This window comes from Plectonema cf. radiosum LEGE 06105 (assembly GCF_015207665.1).
GTDB lineage: Bacteria > Cyanobacteriota > Cyanobacteriia > Cyanobacteriales > Nostocaceae > Rivularia > Rivularia radiosa_A.
In genome coordinates this window covers 1-21258 of sequence record NZ_JADEWL010000118.1, presented here as the reverse complement: position 1 = coordinate 21258, position 21258 = coordinate 1, and the positions used below count along the sequence as shown (strand labels likewise).

General features: G+C 38.4%; 20 protein-coding genes. 10 read left to right on the top strand and 10 right to left on the bottom strand.

The window, feature by feature from the left end; translation table 11 throughout:
• Positions 1-14: 14 nt before the first annotated feature.
• Positions 15-635 (bottom strand): methylthioribulose 1-phosphate dehydratase, encoded by a 621-nt coding sequence (mtnB, locus tag IQ247_RS24720; protein WP_193924022.1) that lies wholly within the window; start codon positions 633-635, stop codon positions 15-17.
• A gap of 11 nt (positions 636-646) precedes the next feature.
• Positions 647-1279 carry an HAD-IB family phosphatase gene (locus IQ247_RS24715; protein ID WP_193924021.1) on the bottom strand — a complete coding sequence of 211 codons (633 nt, stop codon included), beginning with the start codon at positions 1277-1279 and terminating at the stop codon, positions 647-649.
• 982 nt (positions 1280-2261) lie between these two features.
• Between IQ247_RS24715 and IQ247_RS24710 the strand changes: the two genes are divergently transcribed.
• The 3 genes from IQ247_RS24710 (at position 2262) to IQ247_RS24700 (ending at position 6100) form a co-directional block, all read left to right on the top strand.
• A complete protein-coding gene (locus tag IQ247_RS24710; protein ID WP_193924020.1) occupies positions 2262-2663 on the top strand; it encodes a CO2 hydration-associated protein CupS in 402 nt (133 codons plus the stop codon).
• A gap of 515 nt (positions 2664-3178) precedes the next feature.
• A complete protein-coding gene (locus IQ247_RS24705) occupies positions 3179-5452 on the top strand; it encodes an NACHT domain-containing protein (RefSeq protein ID WP_193924019.1) in 2274 nt (757 codons plus the stop codon).
• Between the two features lie 390 nt (positions 5453-5842).
• The gene (locus tag IQ247_RS24700; protein ID WP_193924017.1) at positions 5843-6100 is read left to right on the top strand and encodes a hypothetical protein; all 258 of its coding nucleotides are present in this window, start codon (positions 5843-5845) and stop codon (positions 6098-6100) included.
• A gap of 70 nt (positions 6101-6170) precedes the next feature.
• Here IQ247_RS24700 and IQ247_RS24695 read toward each other — a convergent pair whose 3' ends face one another.
• Positions 6171-6731, bottom strand: coding sequence for a 1,2-dihydroxy-3-keto-5-methylthiopentene dioxygenase (locus tag IQ247_RS24695; RefSeq protein ID WP_193924016.1), 561 nt, complete (start codon positions 6729-6731; stop codon positions 6171-6173).
• A gap of 216 nt (positions 6732-6947) precedes the next feature.
• On the opposite strand from IQ247_RS24695, the gene IQ247_RS24690 reads away from it, so the two are divergent.
• Positions 6948-7709 carry a YdcF family protein gene (locus tag IQ247_RS24690; protein WP_193924015.1) on the top strand — a complete coding sequence of 254 codons (762 nt, stop codon included), beginning with the start codon at positions 6948-6950 and terminating at the stop codon, positions 7707-7709.
• A gap of 356 nt (positions 7710-8065) precedes the next feature.
• Here IQ247_RS24690 and IQ247_RS24685 read toward each other — a convergent pair whose 3' ends face one another.
• The 3 genes from IQ247_RS24685 to IQ247_RS24675 all read right to left on the bottom strand — a co-directional run bounded on the left by IQ247_RS24685 (position 8066) and on the right by IQ247_RS24675 (position 10526).
• Positions 8066-8413, bottom strand: a complete 348-nt coding sequence (locus IQ247_RS24685; protein ID WP_193924014.1) for a ribulose bisphosphate carboxylase small subunit — start codon at positions 8411-8413, stop codon at positions 8066-8068.
• Between the two features lie 159 nt (positions 8414-8572).
• Positions 8573-8992, bottom strand: coding sequence for a RuBisCO chaperone RbcX (rcbX, locus tag IQ247_RS24680; RefSeq protein ID WP_193924013.1), 420 nt, complete (start codon positions 8990-8992; stop codon positions 8573-8575).
• 103 nt (positions 8993-9095) lie between these two features.
• A complete protein-coding gene (locus IQ247_RS24675) occupies positions 9096-10526 on the bottom strand; it encodes a form I ribulose bisphosphate carboxylase large subunit (RefSeq protein ID WP_193924011.1) in 1431 nt (476 codons plus the stop codon).
• A 616-nt stretch (positions 10527-11142) separates the two neighbouring features.
• Between IQ247_RS24675 and IQ247_RS24670 the strand changes: the two genes are divergently transcribed.
• From IQ247_RS24670 to prmA, 4 genes are all read left to right on the top strand, one after another.
• Positions 11143-12255: a ligand-binding sensor domain-containing protein gene (locus IQ247_RS24670; protein ID WP_193924010.1), complete on the top strand. Its 1113-nt coding sequence runs from the start codon at positions 11143-11145 to the stop codon at positions 12253-12255.
• Between the two features lie 184 nt (positions 12256-12439).
• Positions 12440-13207: a 3-methyl-2-oxobutanoate hydroxymethyltransferase gene (panB, locus tag IQ247_RS24665; protein WP_193924008.1), complete on the top strand. Its 768-nt coding sequence runs from the start codon at positions 12440-12442 to the stop codon at positions 13205-13207.
• Between the two features lie 771 nt (positions 13208-13978).
• Entirely contained in the window at positions 13979-15559 is a 1581-nt protein-coding gene (gene serA, locus IQ247_RS24660) for a phosphoglycerate dehydrogenase (RefSeq protein WP_193924007.1), read from the top strand.
• 284 nt (positions 15560-15843) lie between these two features.
• A complete protein-coding gene (gene prmA, locus IQ247_RS24655) occupies positions 15844-16764 on the top strand; it encodes a 50S ribosomal protein L11 methyltransferase (RefSeq protein WP_193924004.1) in 921 nt (306 codons plus the stop codon).
• 78 nt (positions 16765-16842) lie between these two features.
• Here prmA and IQ247_RS24650 read toward each other — a convergent pair whose 3' ends face one another.
• Positions 16843-17430 (bottom strand): OmpA family protein, encoded by a 588-nt coding sequence (locus IQ247_RS24650; RefSeq protein ID WP_193924002.1) that lies wholly within the window; start codon positions 17428-17430, stop codon positions 16843-16845.
• Between the two features lie 302 nt (positions 17431-17732).
• Complete coding sequence (trxA, locus tag IQ247_RS24645; protein WP_193924001.1) at positions 17733-18050, bottom strand: thioredoxin; 318 nt, start codon at positions 18048-18050, stop codon at positions 17733-17735.
• A 131-nt stretch (positions 18051-18181) separates the two neighbouring features.
• On the opposite strand from trxA, the gene fabG reads away from it, so the two are divergent.
• Complete coding sequence (gene fabG / locus IQ247_RS24640; protein WP_193924000.1) at positions 18182-18946, top strand: 3-oxoacyl-[acyl-carrier-protein] reductase; 765 nt, start codon at positions 18182-18184, stop codon at positions 18944-18946.
• A 33-nt stretch (positions 18947-18979) separates the two neighbouring features.
• Here fabG and IQ247_RS24635 read toward each other — a convergent pair whose 3' ends face one another.
• On the bottom strand, positions 18980-19603 hold the full coding sequence (locus IQ247_RS24635; RefSeq protein ID WP_322745570.1) for a stage II sporulation protein M: 624 nt from the start codon (positions 19601-19603) through the stop codon (positions 18980-18982).
• Positions 19604-19609: 6 nt separating this feature from the next.
• On the opposite strand from IQ247_RS24635, the gene IQ247_RS24630 reads away from it, so the two are divergent.
• Entirely contained in the window at positions 19610-20266 is a 657-nt protein-coding gene (locus tag IQ247_RS24630) for an RDD family protein (protein ID WP_228060009.1), read from the top strand.
• A 48-nt stretch (positions 20267-20314) separates the two neighbouring features.
• On the opposite strand, the gene IQ247_RS24625 is transcribed toward IQ247_RS24630, so the two are convergent.
• A complete protein-coding gene (locus IQ247_RS24625; protein WP_193923999.1) occupies positions 20315-21112 on the bottom strand; it encodes a DUF1868 domain-containing protein in 798 nt (265 codons plus the stop codon).
• Positions 21113-21258 lie beyond the last annotated feature (146 nt).

The following is a 21258-nucleotide window of genomic DNA, read 5'->3' as shown; positions in this document are numbered from 1 at the left end:
CCCCCATCACCCCATCACCCCATCTTCCGTGCTGCTACCATATAGCGAAAAACATACTCTAATATTTCAATATAGTTACGTGCTTGTACGGTAGATTCTGCCCAAACTGTTACACCGTGGTTACGAATTAATAAAGCGGGTATTTTGGGAGGATTACTACTAAAGCGTTCTTTGATTTCATCTGCGATGCGCTCTACCTGTAGATAATTATGGAAAACAGGCATTAAACAACAAGGATTTTCTTCCCAAATTCCCAATCCTTTGAGCATTTCTAATGATGGTAAAGGTAGCTTACCTGTTTCTGCTAAGCCCGAAACCAAATTTGCTTCTACAGAATGGACGTGATAACAAGCTTGTGCTTCGGGAAACAAAGTATATATACATTGATGAATAGAAGTTTCTGCTGAAGGCTTTAAATTAGCTGAAGATTCTAATCTTCCATCAGGATAAACGCGAACGAAATCATCAAGGGTTAACTCTCCCTTCAAGCATCCACTAGCTGTAATCCAAAAACTGCCATCGGGTAAACGAGTTGAAAGGTTTCCCGCAGTTCCTACCATCCAACCTTGCTGGTAAAAGCGAGATGCAGCATTGACTAACTCAATACGTGGGTCTGCTAAAGTTGTACTGTGCATAAAGGTCAAAATTACTTCCACAAATCTTTTAAGTAATCGCGTATTTCGATAAAGTCATTCCAGGGAATATACGGTTTTGAATATTCCTCTAGATACTTGACTAAACGGTCGCGAGCAAATACCATTGGCACTTCCAAGGACATATTTAAATCTGTCAGCGAATCACCTATCGCAATTTTCTCATCCCTGGGATACTTTTCCATCACCTTAACTTTCGCAACTAATTCGTCACCTTGCTCAAACTCGGAATTTACCTGTAAATATTCGCCGCTAATATCTAGATCGACAGCGTGAATTGCCCAAACCTCTTCGAGCAAATCCCCCAGAACAATTTCTATAATACTCCGCAGTCCACCGGAAACTATAACTAGAGGAACGTTGTAATCTTTCAAAAAATCGATAAATTCCACAAATCCTGGACGTATCTGCTTGTTACGGCTAAATTCCAGTATTTCTGGGTACACAGAACATGGAATTGATTCTAAAATCTGCTTAACTCCTTGCCGCAGCGTTAATTTTTGCGCGTACATTTGAGGAATTAATTGTTGGGAAACCTCTGGAGAAAACTCTTTCAACACTGCAACAAAAGTTTCTTCAGCCGTAATAGTACCGTCAAAGTCGCAAAAAATGATTCGCTTGGACATTTTATACGCGAAATAAGATTATAAGTATCGACAATAATTCCTAGTTGCCTGTTTTTCAATCAGCCAGGAAAATTAATTATAAGATAATTTCCTAATATTAATATCTCAATATCTATACATACTTTCTTCGGTTATATCTTGCACCATGGAAACCTATATATAGTCAAAATAATTACTAATTCTTTGAATTCGTTCTTACCCGCCTGGGACTGTAAGTCCCAGTCTGATAGCACAAGTCCATTAAAATGGACTAAAATACTACATTTTTATTCGTAATATTTTCTGGCTATATTTTTGTTCCATAGTTAATTATACGTAGAATGCCAGATATCAGGTAGGGTGAGAAGTTGGGTATACAATCATGACCTTGACACTCTCCGGTCTAAAGACACGGAGATTCTTGATTCAATGAGTCCACTTAGACTAGACCCCTTGCGGTATCTAACCAAGAGGTGGTTCTCTCCCCAAGCGTTACTTTCCGAGTGCCCCTCGGTAGTTGGATTATTCCAAAAATTTGTTTGATTTAAATTCTGAACGTCTAGTCCCCATGAAGATTTTACCTATTCCTGGGAAGGAACTAAAACTATGGAATAGAACCCCATATCTTCAGTTGTCAAGGTACAGATTGCCGCTAGGCAGTTGGGTTTTTATACAGGTTGGTTACCGTTCCTGTTAATAAAATCGTACCATAAATGACTGAGGCTTAAAAGCCTTTATGCAGTTTTCATCCCTGGACTAAAGTCACAGGGTTTTCAACCTTCCCTTTATAAACCCGATTTCTGATTATGGGATTGTATTTGTCGTAACTTACTTAAGCGCTAGGGGTACTCAGGTTAATTAAAAATATTTATTGTAAATTTTTGTATCGTTCTCAAACAATTCATTCAAGTTATACACTGCCTAAACGCTTACTCAAACATGATTTCTAACAGCAGAATGTCATGCTAATGACTGTTAGAAGATTATACATAGGGTGAAATAAATGGCTGATATTGTAGATACCGCAGTTAATGCAGGTTCTTTTAATACTTTAGTTGCTGCTGTTAAAGCTGCTGGTTTGGTAGATACTCTTAAAAGCGAAGGCCCATTCACCGTTTTTGCACCTACCGATGATGCATTTGCGAAACTTCCTGAAGGTACAGTAGATGGATTACTTAAGGATATTCCCCAACTCAAGAAAATCCTAACTTATCACGTTGTTTCAGGTAAGGTAATGGCAGCTGACGTGGTTAAGCTGGATTCAGCTACAACAGTTGAAGGTTCAGATGTAACAATTGATGCTAGCAATGGTGTCAAAATTAATGATGCTACAGTCTCCCAAGCAGATGTTGAGACTGATAACGGTGTTATCCACATCATTGACACAGTGTTGCTTCCTTCCTAAGCAAGTGTCGATCAAACTAAAGCATAGATAGTTGATTATGTTAATGAAGTAATATTTTTATATAGTTATCTATAGTTATTACTTCATTAATTTTGATTAAAGCGGTCCTAAGCAACCCAATCAAATTTCGTTGTTGCTGATTTTTTTTGATGATAACTATTTGTTTTTTAAATTCATAGTCAATAGACATCTCCGAAAAAGAATGTAGAGACGCGAAATTTCGCGTCTCTACAAGGTTTCTGGATGACGCATAATTAATTTCCACCAGATGTCTAATATGGTAAATTATTTGGATTAGCACAACGCCGGAATTAACTTATAGTAATTTATCTACAGTTATGATCCCCAGAGGCTTTGAACTATTTTGATCATTGCTGGAGAATAGAAAAAATTTAATTAACTCAATTTTTTCTATAACTTAGTTGTAAAGAAAACGTTGCAAGTTACAATAAAAATGTGATTCGTAAATTTTACGATAATATCTCAACAAAAAACTTGGATGAGGTCTTTTTCTTGTGGCAAAACGGTCGCTCCAGGCATCGTCAGCAGGAGTAAAACAAGCCAAAATAGCTTTTACTCATAAAGGCTGGACTCAAGAAAACCTGGCAGGGGAAGTGAATCTAAAAACTCGTCAGCCAGTTTGGAGATTTTTTACAGGTCGTCCGATTGAACGTTATACTTTTATTGAAATTTGTTCTGTATTAGAGCTAGATTGGCGGGAAATTGCTGCTAATCTCCCAGCCGAGTTTTCTCAACCACGGCAGACATCTAGAAATATTGATGCTCTGGTAAAGAAATTGCGATCGCAACGTCGAGAAAAAATTCAACACCAGTGCGGTAGTTTACAATTATTGGATACTAACCGTCCTGTTGAAATCGAAAATATTTACATTGATGTCAATATATTCGAGGAGATTGCCAGTCAACAGTGGATAGACATCTGTAATTTACCAAATCCTACTGTCAAAGAATTTGACAGTTTTGGTAATGGTGAAATTTATCAAAAACAAATACCAGCCATCAAGGCTGTTGAAACCCATTCTAAACTTAGAGTATTAGGTAAACCTGGGTGTGGTAAAACTACTTTTTTGCAACATCTGGCGATTCAATGTAACCAAGGAAACTTTGCGGCTAATTTAGTTCCGATTTTTATTAGCTTAAAGGATTTTGCTGAAGACTCAAAAGATGTAGGAACCTTCAGTTTACTAAATTATATCAATTGTGAATTTCTTAACTGTGGCATCGAAGAACAGTCTGCCATTACAACTCTACTGCGTGAGGGCAGAATGTTACTGTTGTTGGATGGACTCGATGAAATGCAGCATCAAGATAACAAGGCAGTTTTGAAGGAAATTGGCAGATTTTCTGATAAATATCCCAAAAATTTCTTCATCGTCACCTGTCGAACCCCTGCCAAAACATTAAACCTCAGACGCTTCACTGATGTTGAAATTGCCCCCTTTACCCAATCGCAAATTGCTAGCTTTGCTCAGAAGTGGTTCTCCGTATTTACGAAAAAAAATCCCCAGGATGAACTGAATATAGCAGTTGAGTTCATGGAAAAACTGTATTTACCCGAAAACTTGCCATTCCGCCGACTTGCAGTCACACCGTTGTTTCTACATCTGATTTGCTGGATGTTCCATTCCCAAGAAGAATTTCCCAGTCAAAAAGCCCCATTTTATAAGCAATGTTTAGAACTGCTTTTAGGCAAATGGGATCAAATTAGAGGTATTGAACGGGATGAAATTTATCAGGGATTTTTATTGCCACAAAAGCTCAAACTGATAACTCAGATTGCCGCCGCGACATTTGAACATGGTGATTATTTTTTTGAACAACGAGCCGTTGAACAATATATTAGTAATTTTATCACTAATTTACCAAATGCTTCCACCGAGCCAGAAGAATTACAACTAGATAGTGAAGCGGTGCTAAAAGCCATGGAGTTGCAACACGGGCTGTTAGTGGAAAGAGTACGGGGAATTTTCTCTTTTTCCTGTTTAACATTTCAAGAATACTTTACTGCCCGAAACATCGTCGCTAATCAGAATGTACACTCATTAGAGCAAGCCTTGGAACGTCTGGTTAGTCATATTACAGAACCACGGTGGCGGGAAATCTTTTTGTTGACTGCTGGGATGTTGCGGAATGCAGACTCCCTTGTACAGTTGATGAAGCAACAAATTGATGCTTTAGTCGCTGAAGATTCTTATATCCAAGAGTTTTTAACCTGGACAAGTCAAAAATCTTCAATTACACCCCAAATCACTTTAGCTGCAACTCGTGATTTTTATCTTGGTTTTACGGAAACTGCCCCCAATTTCCCTGACTCTGCTCTTCGGTGTAGTCTAGATCAAGATATTATCCTCGATACCTTATTGGATAAACTACTTTTAGAATGTGCCATTGGCTCCAGCCCTGATTTTGCTCATGCTCATGCACTTAGCAATGCTCTGAGTAATGTTCTGACTATTGTGCTTGATGTTGGCTTACAGCAATCCTTGCAACAACTCAAAGAAGAAATACCCGATCCACATCGGGAGCAAAGAATATTTCACTCATGGTGGCAAATCAACCATCTCGCTTGGACAGAACGTTTAAAAACGGCTATTTATTTTCATCGCAATATCCAATCTTATTGGAACTTTAGCTCTGAACAGCACAAAGTACTAGAAAACTACTATAATGCCAACCAATTGTTGATTGATTGCCTTAATAGTAACTGTGAAGTGACACTTGCAGTCCGTCGAGAGATTCAAGCTAGTTTGTTAAATAGGGTTTGCTGAAAAAGTCTTTTAGTGGGGGTTATCGCAAATTTCAGTTGAGTCCAATACACTAAAACCTCACCGAACAAGGCAAAAGTAAAAAATAAAAAGGCAAAAGTAAAGAAAAATAAAAATGGTTTAAGCACCATTATTTATTTATGGGGATTATCTTTTTACTTTTTACTTTTTACTTTTTAACCCCTCCCCTCTCCGATGCCTTGGAGAGGGGAGGCTTTGGGCGGGGTGAGGTAAATTTGTATTACACCCAAGTGAAAACCGCTATAGTAACTTCAATCAATCGCTTTTTTGAAGATTTTTAATTACAAACGTTTTTGTCGAGATATGTCCAGATTTTTCCGAACGGTAAATGATTTTTGTTCCTAATCGGTTTGAGGTGTTACCATAGTATGTATGAAAACACAAGCGTCAAATATCCGCGCTGGCGATCGCATTATTGCCTACTTCAAAAATAAAAGGCAGGTCTGCACAGTCAGGTGCATTTCTAATCCGGATTTAAACAATATTACACTATCAGTATTCCTTGGCGAACGTTATCGGCATTCAAACTCAGGTGTAATTCGGTTTAAACCGGAAGCTTTAGTCGATTTGAGCAACCGAGCCTTAAAAATTTTTGAGGAAGAAACAAGTCTCGAACCAATACAAGGTTAAAAAAATATGCCTTTTGGCAAACTTTTTCAACCCCATGAATTTATTCGTGGGGTGTTTTATTTACCATATTTTAAGCTTTGACCTTTGCTTTTTGTTCTTTAACTTTTTGTGTACCTGTATATTCAGGAACCCAACCTTCTTTACCAATAAAATAACGTACTGCTTTAATGCGGCGTGTGGGTGTTAAATAAAACCAGTGTTCGCATCCGGCAGGTACATTAATGTATTCTTGTGGCTGCACTGTAAGCTCTACTTGACTACCATCGGGACGTACAAAACCAAATATCCCTTCTCCCTCGATGATGTAGCGTACTTCATCATCTGCATGAATATGTATACTATCAAATTTTTTCAACATTTCATCTAGGTTGGGAATTCCTGGATGGAGAACGATTAAATCTCGTTCTTGATAACCTGCTGTTTGCTTAAGTTGCTCAAAATATTTATCTAGGCTTTGCAATACTTGTTCTTTTTCCCTATCATCAAGACTGGCTTGTGCAAGCTTTTGATGTAATTCTTGATTGGACTCGATTACCCAATAATCAAGTTTAATGTTTAATGGTGCTAATTCTTTACCAATAGATAGTAAATCAGTATAAATTGTGCCATCTTCTAGTTTTAAAATTGCCATGATTGATCTCCTATAATTAACAATTTAGAAATAGTCAATAAAATGTATTTTTGATTACATAAATTAGCATATCATTTTCAAAAATTTTCTGTAATAAATCCGGAATAAATTAGGTTGATTGGGTTTATTTAATTAATACCGCTAAAAAGGCATCTATCGAAAAAGTAGTTTAATATAGCAGTAAAGAGCATTCATATTTCTTAACAGATAAATCCAATGCTTGATCCAACTTTATGTCATCGTCCTCCCAGTCAGTGGCTCGAATTAAAATCCGCGATTGCGGGTTGGCTAATGACTCCAACTTTAGTAGTATTGCCGTTGGTATTTTTGATTTTCTTACCTTGGATTGTTCCCCGATTTCGTTGGAAACGCTTATGGAGTGGATTCGCAACTTTATTATTAGTTACTTATTTTAGCGCTCAATTTCCTTTAACAACGGCTGCCGCAAATAAAGGTTTAGTTGCATTTATTCCTGAAGATAGAGGGCAAAATGCAGATGCTATTGTAATTTTAGGACGCGGAGAACCATTTAGAAATTCAAGAGTTGAAGTTGCAGCCAATCTTTGGGAATCCCAAAGAGCTCCTTTAATTTTTGCTAGTGGTGTCGGTGATGGAACTGAAATAGTTCAAAAACTAGAACAAGAAGGTATTCCGAAAACAGCACTCTTTGAAGAACACTGTTCTCAAACTACCAAAGAAAACGCTTTATTCACTGCTTCGGTACTAAAACCCCAAGGAGTTAAGCGAATTATTCTGGTAACAGATCCTCCCCATATGTTGCGATCGCTATTAACATTTCGCAATGTTGGATTTGAAGTGATTCCACACACAAGCCCTGCTCCCCATTTACCTCAAACTAGAAAAGCAATGATGATGTTTTATGAGTATATGGGCTTAGTTAAATATGGTTTGAAAGGGGAATTTTCTCCTCAAAATATTGCGAAACAAGAACAGCCGCAAATTGTAGGTCAAACATAAATATAAAATTTACAACAAATTTACAACAATTTACAACCCCTCGGATTTATCCGTGGGGGTAATTTAAATTAATTATCAAGTTTAGGTACTTCAAGTTATAAATTAGAATTTCAAGCATTGCATTAAATTACTGTAAGCAGATTCATCTACTTCGTATCTATTTTTAATAGAGTTTTTTTTAATAAATCTATTCCAACAAGCTCCACCAGTCGTTTTTTTAAATATCCTACCCATTCCAGAAAGAGAATCTTTACCAGTATTTTGCTTGACAATTTATAAACAAAAATTGATGATAAAAACCAAAATTCCCTCCCTACAGTTTGCAGGAAGGGAAAATATCTAGCTAAATTCAAACTTTAGTATCTGTAACCGCCACCACTTTGGTTAGGCTTGTGTACGATAAAGCTAAGAATTTGACATTGCTTAACATTGTCAAAACCAACTACACGAATGAAGCAGTTAGGAAACTGAGAACGACAACCTTGAACTTCAGCTAATACTTCTTGGGGGCTTCTAGCATTAAACAAAGGTAGCTTCCACATTGTCCAATACATTTCTGTTGGTTCAGAAACTTCGTTGAACTCAATCGCAGGGAAATAACCTTGGTCTAAAATATATTGAATCTGACGATTGATTTGAGCGTCATTTAGAGGTGGTAAGTATGAAAGGGTTTCGTAACGACGCTCTTTTGGTAAAGTTTGCATATTTCTATATTAGTTGTTATTGGTTAGTTGTTAGTTATTAGTTGTTAGTGGTTAGTGGTTAGTTATTAGTTATTAGTTGTTAATTGTTAGTTGTTAAAAACTCCTAACTCTTCACTCCTAACTCCTCACTCCTAACTCTTAACTCCTTACTCCTAACTCCTAACTGTTTTCGCTGGAAATTTCATCCGAGCTACTATCTGAGACTGATTGCTGTTCTTCTTGGATACTGGGGTTTGATAAATCCAATTGCGTAATTCGCTCAAGATGCTGACGGCGATGTTCCATATTGGCTTGCACAATCCCAGTACTAACCATTTCCGGCAAAAATTCAGTTACTTCCTCTGCTAAATGCTGCCTGACTGTCATAATCCGTAAAGCCAACTCAGGCTTTTCTCGGAATAATTCTTCGATATACGCTTCTCCATCTTGGATTTTTTCCTTGGTAGAAAAGCGATGCAGCCAAGCTGCAACATAAGGATTCGTTTCATTAATTTGAGCCGATACCGTTCTCACTGCTTGATAAGTCAAGTAGCTTTGCAGCATCTTGGCTGTGTCTTTGGCAATTTGCTTTATATCCATACTTGACCCCAGCCCATAATAATTATGAGTTATAAGTTTTGAGTTTTAAATTAAACAGATTTTAAACTTAAAACCCAAAACGAAACACTCACAACTAATACATTTAGACGGTATCCATTGCCTCGAACTCGAACTTGATTTCTTTCCAAAGTTCGCAAGCCGCAGCCAATTCAGGAGACCATTTCGCAGCTTCGCGGATAATATCATTACCTTCGCGAGCCAAGCTACGTCCTTCGTTACGCGCTTGAACGCAAGCTTCCAACGCAACGCGGTTTGCAGTCGCACCAGGAGCGTTACCCCAAGGGTGTCCTAAAGTACCACCACCAAACTGTAGTACGGAATCATCGCCAAAGATTTCGAGTAGTGCGGGCATATGCCATACGTGGATACCACCAGAAGCCACAGCCATTACACCAGGCATGGAAGCCCAATCTTGAGTAAAGTAGATACCGCGAGACTTGTCTTGCTCGATGTAGTTTTCACGCAACAGGTCAACAAAACCCATTGTAATACCGCGTTCGCCTTCAAGTTTACCAACTACAGTACCTGTGTGGATGTGGTCTCCACCAGACATCCGCAATGCTTTAGCTAATACGCGGAAGTGGATACCGTGGTTCTTTTGACGGTCAATAACCGCGTGCATCGCTCTGTGGATGTGCAGTAATATACCGTTGTCACGACACCAGTGAGCCAAGGTAGTGTTAGCAGTAAAACCTGCGGTCAGGTAGTCATGCATGATGATGGGCATCTTGAGTTCTTTAGCGTACTCAGCCCGTTTGAGCATTTCTTCACAAGTTGGTGCAGTTACGTTCAGGTAGTGACCCTTGATTTCGCCGGTTTCTGCCTGTGCTTTGTAGATAGCATCAGCAACGAAGGTAAAACGGTCTCTCCATCTTTGGAAAGGTGCCGAGTTGATGTTTTCGTCGTCTTTGGTAAAGTCCAAACCACCGCGCAAGCACTCGTATACAGCGCGTCCATAATTCTTTGCGGATAAACCTAATTTAGGCTTAATGGTACAACCCAACAAAGGACGACCATATTTGTTCAACTTATCGCGCTCAACCTGAATACCGTGTGGAGGTCCTTGGAAAGTTTTGAGATATGCAACGGGAATCCGTAAGTCTTCCAAACGTAGCGCCCGCAAAGCTTTAAAACCAAATACGTTACCTACAATTGAGGTCAAAACGTTAGTAACAGAACCCTCTTCAAACAAATCCAGAGGATAAGCTACATAACAAATATACTGGTTGTCTTCACCGCGAACTGGTTCGATATCATAGCAACGACCTTTGTAGCGGTCTAGGTCGGTGAGCAAATCAGTCCATACAGTTGTCCAGGTACCTGTAGAAGATTCAGCAGCTACAGCAGCACCAGCTTCTTCTGGAGGAACTCCGGGTTGGGGAGTCATCCGGAAAGCCGCTAAAAGGTCTGTATCCTTTGGAGTGTAGTCCGGGGTGTAATAAGTTAATCTATAATCTTTTACCCCAGCTTCATAACCTGATTTAGACTGAGTTCTCGTTTGAGAGTAAGACATATTTATCCAATCCTAAAAATCAATCTTTTCGCTTAAAAATTGCCTGACAGTAAAACCTTCGCTCAAATAGGATATTTCCTTGATAGGAAAAAATATCAATTCCTTTTATTACTTGTCCGTATTCAAGGGACTTTTGTTTATCAAAAAAAAGAATACTTAGCAAAGTCTCGATTTTTCAAGTTTCTACAAGTTATCTGCCCCTTTCAAACCCCAAGCAAATCAAAAAAAATTATTCCAACCTCGATATCTCTCAAACAACAAAAAGCATAATTACTTTAACTTAGTTGAGATTTAGACAAGCTAATAGCGAAAGTCAAAACTGTACTTTGAGCAATCTGTAGCCTGTCTCACAATATATCAAGAATTCGATTGGTTATTATTTGAATTCTTTTAACTTTTATATTTGAATTTCTTATCAGACATTTATTTTAACTTTTTATTAAGAAGTCTTTACAATGTAGCCGCTATAATATTTAGTCTTTTTAGTTTTTTGATCGGAGCAACTCCCGTCGTGAGGTGGTCTTAACTTTTAATCCAAAATCTAAAATCTAAAATCCAAAATTCTTTAACTCCTAACTGATAACTGATAACTGTTAACTGCTAAAGGGGAACACTGATGTTAGTTGTTTTGGTAGAAATTATCATCGTGGTGTCTTTTAGTAAACTTACTAGTTTATTTACTTCTTCTTCCTTACTGGGATTGGTGTTACTTTCGAGTATTGGCGATCGCGTTGCGGCAGAAAAAACTCTCCAGGTAGATCCAGCATATTTAACTCCGACTTATCCTGCTTCACCACCACCTCCGCGACAACAGCCTTTACCGAACCAAAGAAGACAAATCGAAAATATCGAAGAAACCGATTTTAGTGTCAAAGCGTTGCAGGCAGATTATACCGGAAATCTTTGGGTAGGTTACGGACGAGGATTAACGCGAATTAATCCCCACACCGGGGAAATTTTAGCTCGCGTTAATTTGCCAAATCGTGCTATTGGAGCAATGGTGCAAGATAAAGTCGGACGGTTGTGGGTGGGAAGTTATGAAGGATTGAAGCGAGTCGATCCCCGCAGTAATGAAATTACAGCCCAGAATTTATTTTTACCTTCCAAAAGAGTATTATCTTTACAAGTTGATCGACGCGGTTATGTTTGGGCGGGTACGGATAGCGGATTGGCTTTGATTAGTCCCGATGAAGGGTTAATTATGACCACATTGAAAAAACTTCCCGGTGTCAGTGCAAATGCCATGACAATGGACGCTCAAGGTCATCTTTGGGTAGGTACTTTGGATGGTTTAGTACGAGTCAATACCGCCAATGCTTTTGTAATCAAGCAAATTAAAGATTTACCGGGTACAACCGTACAAACACTTGCTATTGATTCTTTAGGATTAATTTGGGCAGGAACACCAAATAATTTACTCGTTATCAACCCGAAAACTGGTGCAATATTACGTTCTGTAACATCTTTGCGCGGACGCAATGTTACATCTATAAGTTTTGCTAAAGATAAAAGCGTTTGGGTTGGTACCGATAACGGTCTGTTACGATTAAATCCATATACGGGAGCCGTATTAGATCAAGTAGCGGGTTTACCTTCGAGTAGAATTATTTCAATTGCTCCAGATGTTGGCAACAAACTATGGATTGGCACCAGTGAGGGTTTAGCTTGGTTAATGCCCAAAATGGAAAAAGCCAAACCCCATCTTGCTTTTACCCGCGCAGTGCAGTAATTGGTAAAGGGATGGGGAGATGGGGGGACAAGGAGAGATTGATACTCCTAACTCCGGTGGTACTAACTCCGGTGGTACCGTACAGACGTAGCACTGCTACGTCTCTACAACAACTCCGGTGGTACTAACTCCTAACTCCTCATCTTCAATCCAAAATCTAAAATCTAAAATCCAAAATTCCCTAATGGCTATCACGATAAAAAAATTAATTCAATACAAACAGCAACAGCGTCCCATTGTAGTTTTGACTGCTTGGGATTATCTGATTGCTCAGTTATTGGATGATAGTGGGGTTGATTTAATTTTGGTTGGTGATTCGATGGCTGGGGTTTTGGGTTATCAAAATACGCTGCCGATTTCTCTCGAAGAAATGATACACCATGCAAAAGCTGTCAGACGGGGAGTAAAGCAAGCTTTGATGGTAGTGGATTTACCGTTTATGACTTATCAAGAAAGCGTTGCTCAAGCGATGCATTCGGCGGGTAGGGTATTAAAAGAAACGGGAGCGCAGGCAGTAAAATTAGAAGGTGGATATCCGGCAATGATAAATACCATTGCTTGTTTGGTACAAGCGGGAATTCCGGTGATGGGACACGTTGGTTTAACACCGCAATCTGTAAATCAAATGGGTTTGCGGCAACAAGGTAAGACAGAAGCAGCACGAAATCGGATTTTACAAGAGGCGATCGCCTTAGAAAAAGCGGGTGTTTTTTCGATAGTTTTAGAACATATTCACCCAGATTTAGCATTAGAAATTACTCAAAAAGTTAGTATTCCTACTATTGGTATTGGAGCCGGTTCTCACTGCGATGGACAGGTTTTAGTAACTTCTGATTTATTGGGACTTTCTGAAAAACAGCCGCCGTTTGCTAAAGTTTATACAAATTTACGAGAGGCTATTACTCAAGCTGTAGACGAGTTTAGTCAGGAAGTTCGGGAAGGAAAGTTTTGAGCAATTAAATTAACGTCAGAGATAATCATAGAAGTTGGGTTTTTATGACTATTTCGTGCTATTACCGATTTTCCTCGTAAAAACCCGACATATACCCGACGAAGAATTAAGATTTTACAGTTTGTTTTCCTGGTTTACCATAAAGATAACTGACCGGACGAAACATTGTATTTACCGCATAACATAAATAGTCTAAAAAGTCTAAAAAAAAATGCCAATACTAAATTTGCAGGTTCGGAGATTCAAATGAAAATTTTAGTTTGCTTAAGTCATGTTTAATTTGAAATTTAAGGTTCTTCAGGACATAGTATGCTAAATGTTTAAGGAAAAATGCGGAAATACTTAGCAATAAAGATTATTAGAGCAGTAAGGTTGATTATTGACTACATTTACTTTTTTTAGTTCATTTTTTCCCTTCTGCCTCCTGCCCTCTGCCAAGAGCCTTTTTTACGACTATTTAATTGGTATAACAAGTACTGAAGAACCAAATTTAATTTGAAATTTAATTTGAAATTAATACGATTGATTATATTTTTGATTAAAACGCAGCAGTGCAACATAATTCATCAAGTAAATTATGTTACATAAAACTGTTTTTGCAATATTTTTCGCTTTTTGAATTTTTTATAAATAATCATTTAACTGTATAGGTCAGCGTGCCATTATCGTGGGATATTGTAAATAGTAATTTATATATGAATTGCCGTTCCTTTAAGTTTAAGACTTACAGTTCTCCCTACAAACAGTTATCAGCTTTAAAATACCTCTGTTATGTCTAAGGTTCTAGTTTCCGATTCAATTGACCAGGCAGGAATTGACATCTTGTCTCAAGTTGCTAACGTTGATGTCAAATTAAATTTAAAGCCAGAGGAATTACAGCAAATTATTGGTGAATATGATGCGCTGATGATTCGTTCGGGTACTCAGGTAACTCAAGAAATAATTGAGGCTGCCACAAATCTCAAAATTATTGGTCGTGCTGGTGTCGGTGTTGATAATGTGGATGTACCCGCAGCTACGCGCAGAGGAATTGTAGTAGTCAATTCTCCAGAAGGTAATACCATTGCCGCAGCCGAACACGCGATCGCGATGATGATGGCAATGTCTCGTAATATTGCCGATGCAAACACTTCGGTAAAATCCGGCGAATGGGATCGCAAAAGTTTTGTTGGTACCGAAGTTTATAAAAAAACTTTAGGTATCGTCGGTTTAGGTAAAATTGGTTCTCATGTAGCTAGCGTTGCTAAAGCAATGGGAATGAAATTACTGGCTTTTGATCCGTTTATTTCCAACGAAAGAGCCGAACAAATGGGAGTTCAGTTAGTAGATTTAGATTTACTGGTACAACAAGCCGATTACATTACATTACACATTCCCAAAACTCCCGAAACCACTCATTTAATTAACGCCAAAATGTTGGCAAAGATGAAACCCAACGCTCGGATTATTAATTGCGCTCGCGGTGGAATCATTGATGAGGAAGCTTTGGCAGTAGCGCTCAAAGAAGGTACAATCAAGGGCGCGGCTTTGGATGTTTACGAATCGGAACCTTTGGGTGAGTCTCCCTTAAAAGCTTTAGGAAAAGAAGTTGTGTTGACACCACACTTGGGAGCATCCACTACCGAAGCCCAGGTAAATGTTGCCATTGACGTAGCCGAACAAATTCGCGATGTATTATTAGGATTACCAGCCCGTTCTGCGGTAAATATTCCCGGACTCAATCCTGATGTCTTGGAAAAACTCAAACCTTATATGGAACTAGCAGAAACATTAGGTAATTTGGTCGGACAGCTTGCCGGTGGCAGGGTAGAATTACTTAACGTCAGTCTGCAAGGAGAACTCGCAACTAATAAAAGTCAACCCTTAGTTGTAGCTGCTCTCAAAGGTTTGCTTTACCAAGCTTTACGGGAACGAGTAAATTATGTTAATGCTAGCATTGAAGCGAAAGAAAGAGGAATTCGCGTGATTGAAACGCGGGATGATTCGGTTAAGGATTACGCCGGTTCGCTGCATTTACAAGCAACAGGTAACTTAGGGACTCATGCTGTAACTGGTGCTTTGCTCGGTGGTGGAGAAATTCGCATTACCGATCTTGACGGTTTTCCCATTAACGTGCCACCAAGTCGTTATATGCTATTTACTGTACACCGAGATATGCCCGGAATTATCGGTAAAATAGGTTCCTTACTCGGCAGTTTTAACGTTAATATTGCCAGTATGCAAGTAGGACGTAAAATAGTTCGTGGTGATGCGGTAATGGTCTTGAGTATAGACGATCCTTTACCAGACGGAATCTTGAAAGAGATTACCAAAGTACCCGGCATTCGAGACGCATATACAGTAACGCTTTAATTAATTTTGGATTTTAGATTTTGGATTTTGGATTATTGCTATTGTAGGACTTACGCAACTGACAGATTTTTTTTTGCAACGGGTGTGTAGTTTAGAGAAATGCCGGAACGGTTAGGATAAGCTTCTTCTGTGTCACGCACCAACGGATTATTGTGACATTCACCCCTTTTGGTGCGGTTCCGAAGCGGCTATTACTGTATTGGTTAATTCACTTTTACTAATTAGCTATTAGCTTTTTCCTTCAATCTAAAATCTAAAATCTAAAATCTAAAATCTAAAATCCGATGGCAAAAACTTGGTGGGAACTACAAATTCTCTGCTCTCCAGAGATTGAAGATTCGGTGTTTTGGCGGCTTGAGGAATCCGGCTGTCGGGGAACCGCTAGTCAAAAAAAAGGTAACTTAATTTCAGTACAAGCATACTTACCAGAATCCCAAGCACACCTATTAGATTTAGCTGCACTATCGCTGTGTTTCCGTCAAGATGCTGTTTGTTTGGAAGCTCCCTTACCTTCCTTACAGTGGAAACTAATTGATGAAGAAGACTGGTCGAGTAGTTGGAAACAACATTGGCAACCTCAAGAAATTGGCGATCGCTTTTTAATCAATCCTTCTTGGATACCGGCTCCGGAAAATACAGAACGAATAATTATAAAACTTGACCCTGGTGTAGCTTTTGGTACTGGCGCTCATGCCACAACTCAGCTTTGTTTGGAATCGCTAGAAATGCGCTTTAGTGATATACCACAATCTTTTGTTGGCTCTGAAGAAAGAAAAGAAGCTGCGGTAATTGCTGATATTGGCTGTGGTTCTGGTATACTTTCTATTGGTGCTTTACTGTTAGGAGCAAAAAAAGTTTACGCTGTAGATGTTGACTCCTTAGCAGTGAATTCGACTATAGAAAATCGCGAAATTAATGGGATTGCGACGGAACGCTTGAGTGTAGCCCAGGGAAGTATAGAAGTAATCCAACAACTGCTTGTAGAGCCAGTAGACGGGATTGTTTGCAATATTTTAGCCGATATTATTATGGAATTAGTCCCCTCAATGAGCGCCATTGTCAAACCTACTACTTGGGCTATTTTTAGCGGTATTTTATTAGAACAATCCAACGCTGTCACCGAGGTTTTAGAGAAAAATGGCTGGTTGGTTGCCACTTTGTGGAAGCGGAAAGAATGGTGTTGTTTAAATACAAGGAGAAGTTAATTTTAAGAAATATTTTGGCAAAATTTATAAATTCCCGAATTAATAATGTAGAGACGTTGCAGTGCAACGTCTGAATAACTAAAGTTGATACAATTGAACTACTAATAATTGATTAGATTGTTGATTTTCTGGGATTTCAGGTATTCTTTTAGAAATCACTATCTTGTGCTTCAAACCGAGATAACGTAAATAACCAGCGATTTCCTCACCCCGTTGTCTTCCAATTTGCTGAGTGAACTCCGATTCACCAGGGTTGGAAAAAATTCGTATACCAACACTTTGAGAATCGAATTCTATAGCTTGCTTTTTTAATTGATCTAACGTTTCTACACCTTGACTAGTAATTCGATTCGAGTCAACCAAAAATTTTACCTGTACCTGTACCGGATTTTTAGTAATATCATCTGCTATTTTTAGCTTTTTGGGAGTAGGAGTAGGTGTGAGAGTAGGAGTAATTGCTGTTTCCGATTTATTCAATTCACTTGTTACTAATGTATTATTTATATCTGTATCATAAGTATATTCTAGGTTGGAATCGGAACCCAAGCCAAATTGATACGCCAACCAAATAGCAGCAATGCTAAGACCGAAAGTAGCTCCTAGAATAGAAATAAATCCAATCGGACTTTCACGCTTACTCATAGAATCCCATATTTTAATTTGCATTCTATTCTTTTTTTTACAATATTTTGTCAGTATTATCGAGTAAACGCCGTTACTATAGCAATGGTCATATTGGTTAGGACATCATACTTTGTTCTTAAGGGAACAGGCAAAAGTGAACAGGCAACAGAATAACTACAGAAGTCGGGTTTTGATCAAATTTGTGAGTGTGTTATGGATACTTATTCTAAAAACCCGACGGGAGCAACTGTAAAAAAAAAACCCAGTTTAAAAATAAACCGGGTTCTAAGTATTAGTAAATATCTTTACGATGCCCTATTCTCATAACGCTGTTTTAGAAGTTATTAGAGAAATTGTTGTAAGTGTTGAACCAATTGCGGTGCTTGCATTGCACCTTCAATTTTATCTACTGGCTGACCTTGTTTAAACAACACTAAAGTAGGAAGAGCATAAATTTGATACTGACTTGCTAATGCGGGATATTTTTCAGTGTCAATTTTAACAATTCTTATTCTTCCTTGGAGTTGGGAATTAACTTGATCTAAAATAGGTGCCATCATTTGGCAAGGGCCACACCAATCAGCGTAAAAATCTACTAATACTGGTACATCGGCACCAGATAACATTTCTTCAAAGCTGTTGAATTCTTTTTTACTAGCCATATTACAAAACCTGTTTTTTTCCTTTGCAGTTTAATATTAATGTCTAAAACAAAATTAACGTAAATCCTAGGTACGAATCAGCCTATTATATTTAGCGGGTTGAAATAATCAAATTATATTGAGGAAGACTAATGGAACTAATGAGCGAAAATTTGCAGAGTCTACGCTCGCAAGTTGCCGTTGTGACTGGTGCTTCGCGGGGAATTGGACGAGCAATTGCCCAAGAACTAGCAACATTCGGAGCCAATGTAGTTGTTAATTATGCAAATTCTAGTCAAGCAGCAGAAGAGTTAGTCTCCGAAATTACCTCAGCCGGAGGAAGTGCGATCGCGCTACAAGCTGATGTTTCTCAAGCGGAAGAAGTAGACACTTTGATAAATACTGTTTTAGAAAAATTTAATCGAATTGATATTTTAGTTAACAATGCCGGAATAACTCGCGACACTTTACTTTTACGGATGAAGCCGGAAGATTGGCAAGCTGTAATAAATCTTAATTTAACAGGTGTATTTTTGTGTACTCGTGCCGTTAGTAAAGGAATGTTGAAGAAGCGTTCGGGAAGGATTATAAACATTGCTTCAGTCGCTGGTCAAATGGGCAATCCCGGACAGGCAAACTACAGCGCAGCCAAAGCGGGAGTAATTGGTTTAACTAAAACCCTAGCGAAAGAATTCTCTTCTCGCGGTATCACCGTAAATGCTGTTTCTCCTGGGTTTATTGAAACTGATATGACAAGCGGTTTGCAATCGGAAGAAATTCTCAAAATGATTCCTTTAGGACGTTACGGTAAACCAGAAGAAATTGCTGGAATGGTGCGTTTTCTTGCCGCAGATAGTGCAGCCGCATATATTACCGGACAAGTTTTCAACGTTGATGGTGGAATGGTAATGGCGTAAATCAGTTATCAGTTATCAGTTATCAGTTATCAGTTATTGATAATTGTCCATTGATTTCTGACCGAAATACATGATTAAAAGCACAAATAAACCCAACCCTGTTAAATATTTAATGGGGTCTGGGATGCTAGGATTAGGAGAGAAAAAACCTTCAATAATACCGGCAATAATTAACATTGGTACAATACCAAATACCAACTGTACTGCTTGAGAAGCATGAAATTTAATTGCATCCAGACGACAATATTTTCCGGGGAATAAGATTGCTTTACCAATTAATAATCCCGCACCTCCAGCCAGAAAGATAGCGGGTAATTCTAAGGAACCATGGGGAAATACAAACGCCCAAAAAGGATAAGCTAAATTATTTTGACCGACTAAAGTTGCAACTGCACCAATTAATAAACCATTAAATACCATTAAATAAATTGTGAATAATCCAGCAGTGATTCCACCAGCAACTGCACCGAAAGATACCCTTAAGTTATTAATCATAATCCCAGAAGATGCTAAAGGTTCGACACCGACAATCGAACCCATCCACAATTCACCATCGTCGCGAACTTTGGAAATCATTTCTGGAGGAACTATTAAAGACATAAAGGTTGGATCTTGCCAAGCGTACCACCAAGCAACTAATGCTCCTAATAGAAACAAATAAGCTTGCTAATTCGCGGATTTCGTTGGCTTCTAGGGACTGATTTTTGGATATCAATTTTCGGGACTCAAACTACTTTGTGGCTGTTGGCGATCGCGTTTTTTATTCTTTTCGTGATTTACTCCGGCTATTTCGTATTTTTTGAAGCGTTATGGCAGGGACAAACACCCGGTAAACGGGTTGCTAAAATTCGCCTAATTAGAGATGATGGTAAACCGATAGGATTACCTCAAGCAACTTTACGAGCTTTATTAAGACCAGTTGATGAACTCTTATTTATCGGAGTTTTTCTAATTATGCTTGGTAACAAAGAAAAACGTTTAGGAGATTTAGTCGCCGGTACAATTGTCATTCAAAATCAATTACCCATAGCATCAACAACAATTGTAGTTTCAGAACAAGCTAAAGCATTCAGTTCTGAGTTACTTGAAATTGCCGATTTATCGCCGATGTTACCTGATGATTTTGCTGTAATTAGCGAGTATTTACGGCGACGTGTGGCAATGTTACCAAAAGCAAAAAATGATTTATCTTTAAAATTAGCCAACCAGGTAAAAGAAATTATTCATTTAGAAAATATCCCTAAAAATATCAGTTCCGATCTATTTTTAGAAGCTATTTATTTTGCTTATCAACAAAAAAATGGAGAATGGAGGGGTTAATAGTTGACAGTTGACATCTACTAACCACTAACCACTAACCACCATTATTTAATTATCAAAAACCAAAACTGGGGAATCTGGTTCTCGATAATAGCGAGTCATGTCATCAAATTTACGTAATTCGGCGCGATGCACCGTAAATTCTGCTAAATTATCAGCCCATTGTTGATTTAATTCTGAAAGCATTGTGGCAAAATTGACACGGTTTAAATCGGGTGCAATATCGCCAAAATAACCTAAAGTGACGTGTGCTGTAAAATGATACTGTTGTTCAATTCCCAAAGCTATCAGCTTGGGATTTTGATAAATGGCTCGACGCAAATTAATTATTTGCTCATAACTATTTTGATCCAAAGGGACTAAGCAAACTGCTATAGCCCTTGGCATCAGCATTAATCCTAACATTTGCCATCTTGGAGGATTCTTTGCAGCCACAGAATTTTGATATTGTTGAAAAATATCACTAAAGCATGACCGTAACTGTTGATCAAAATCTGGATTTTTTGCGCTAGCGTCGCGGTAAGCATTGTCCCAAATTAAGTCCGCTAAAGTCAAATGAAAACTATCAGGAGGTAACGGAATAATTAAATCCGAACAATAAGGCAACTGCAAAAGTTCCTTTTGATAACCCCGCAACTTCGAGCAAAAACTAGAGTTCATTGAATCTTCTTCCCCATGGGGTGGGGTAATTAACGTATACCCAGGAAAAGATACAGCCTTTCTTTCCCCTCCTGGATGTGGTGCAAATTTAGGAGATTCCTTCAGATGCTGAACTTGAGAAGTATAAGCTTCCGGCAACGTCATCCGCGCCACCCGATTCATGTAAGTTTGATAATTATCGTCCAACCTTGATATCCTCTCGCACTCCGATAGATAAATTGTAGGCAAAATCACCCAATTTAACCAAGGTTAAAGGTCTAAGGTTTAAGATCAAAGATTAAAGGTCTAAAATTAAAGGTTAAAATTCTACTTTGTCTCCCCCGAACCCCATC

Bases quoted from the DNA above. Each gene is read 5' to 3' on its own strand.
- fabG (WP_193924000.1), top strand. From the start codon at position 18,182: ATGGAACTAATGAGCGAAAATTTGCAGAGTCTACGCTCGCAAGTTGCC.
- IQ247_RS24670 (WP_193924010.1), top strand. From the start codon at position 11,143: ATGTTAGTTGTTTTGGTAGAAATTATCATCGTGGTGTCTTTTAGTAAA.
- prmA (WP_193924004.1), top strand. From the start codon at position 15,844: ATGGCAAAAACTTGGTGGGAACTACAAATTCTCTGCTCTCCAGAGATT.
- IQ247_RS24715 (WP_193924021.1), bottom strand. From the start codon at position 1,279: ATGTCCAAGCGAATCATTTTTTGCGACTTTGACGGTACTATTACGGCT.
- IQ247_RS24650 (WP_193924002.1), bottom strand. From the start codon at position 17,430: ATGCAAATTAAAATATGGGATTCTATGAGTAAGCGTGAAAGTCCGATT.
- mtnB (WP_193924022.1), bottom strand. From the start codon at position 635: ATGCACAGTACAACTTTAGCAGACCCACGTATTGAGTTAGTCAATGCT.
- serA (WP_193924007.1), top strand. From the start codon at position 13,979: ATGTCTAAGGTTCTAGTTTCCGATTCAATTGACCAGGCAGGAATTGAC.
- IQ247_RS24695 (WP_193924016.1), bottom strand. From the start codon at position 6,731: ATGGCAATTTTAAAACTAGAAGATGGCACAATTTATACTGATTTACTA.
- panB (WP_193924008.1), top strand. From the start codon at position 12,440: ATGGCTATCACGATAAAAAAATTAATTCAATACAAACAGCAACAGCGT.
- IQ247_RS24710 (WP_193924020.1), top strand. From the start codon at position 2,262: ATGGCTGATATTGTAGATACCGCAGTTAATGCAGGTTCTTTTAATACT.
- IQ247_RS24690 (WP_193924015.1), top strand. From the start codon at position 6,948: ATGCTTGATCCAACTTTATGTCATCGTCCTCCCAGTCAGTGGCTCGAA.
- IQ247_RS24685 (WP_193924014.1), bottom strand. From the start codon at position 8,413: ATGCAAACTTTACCAAAAGAGCGTCGTTACGAAACCCTTTCATACTTA.
- rcbX (WP_193924013.1), bottom strand. From the start codon at position 8,992: ATGGATATAAAGCAAATTGCCAAAGACACAGCCAAGATGCTGCAAAGC.
- IQ247_RS24700 (WP_193924017.1), top strand. From the start codon at position 5,843: ATGAAAACACAAGCGTCAAATATCCGCGCTGGCGATCGCATTATTGCC.
- IQ247_RS24675 (WP_193924011.1), bottom strand. From the start codon at position 10,526: ATGTCTTACTCTCAAACGAGAACTCAGTCTAAATCAGGTTATGAAGCT.
- trxA (WP_193924001.1), bottom strand. From the start codon at position 18,050: ATGGCTAGTAAAAAAGAATTCAACAGCTTTGAAGAAATGTTATCTGGT.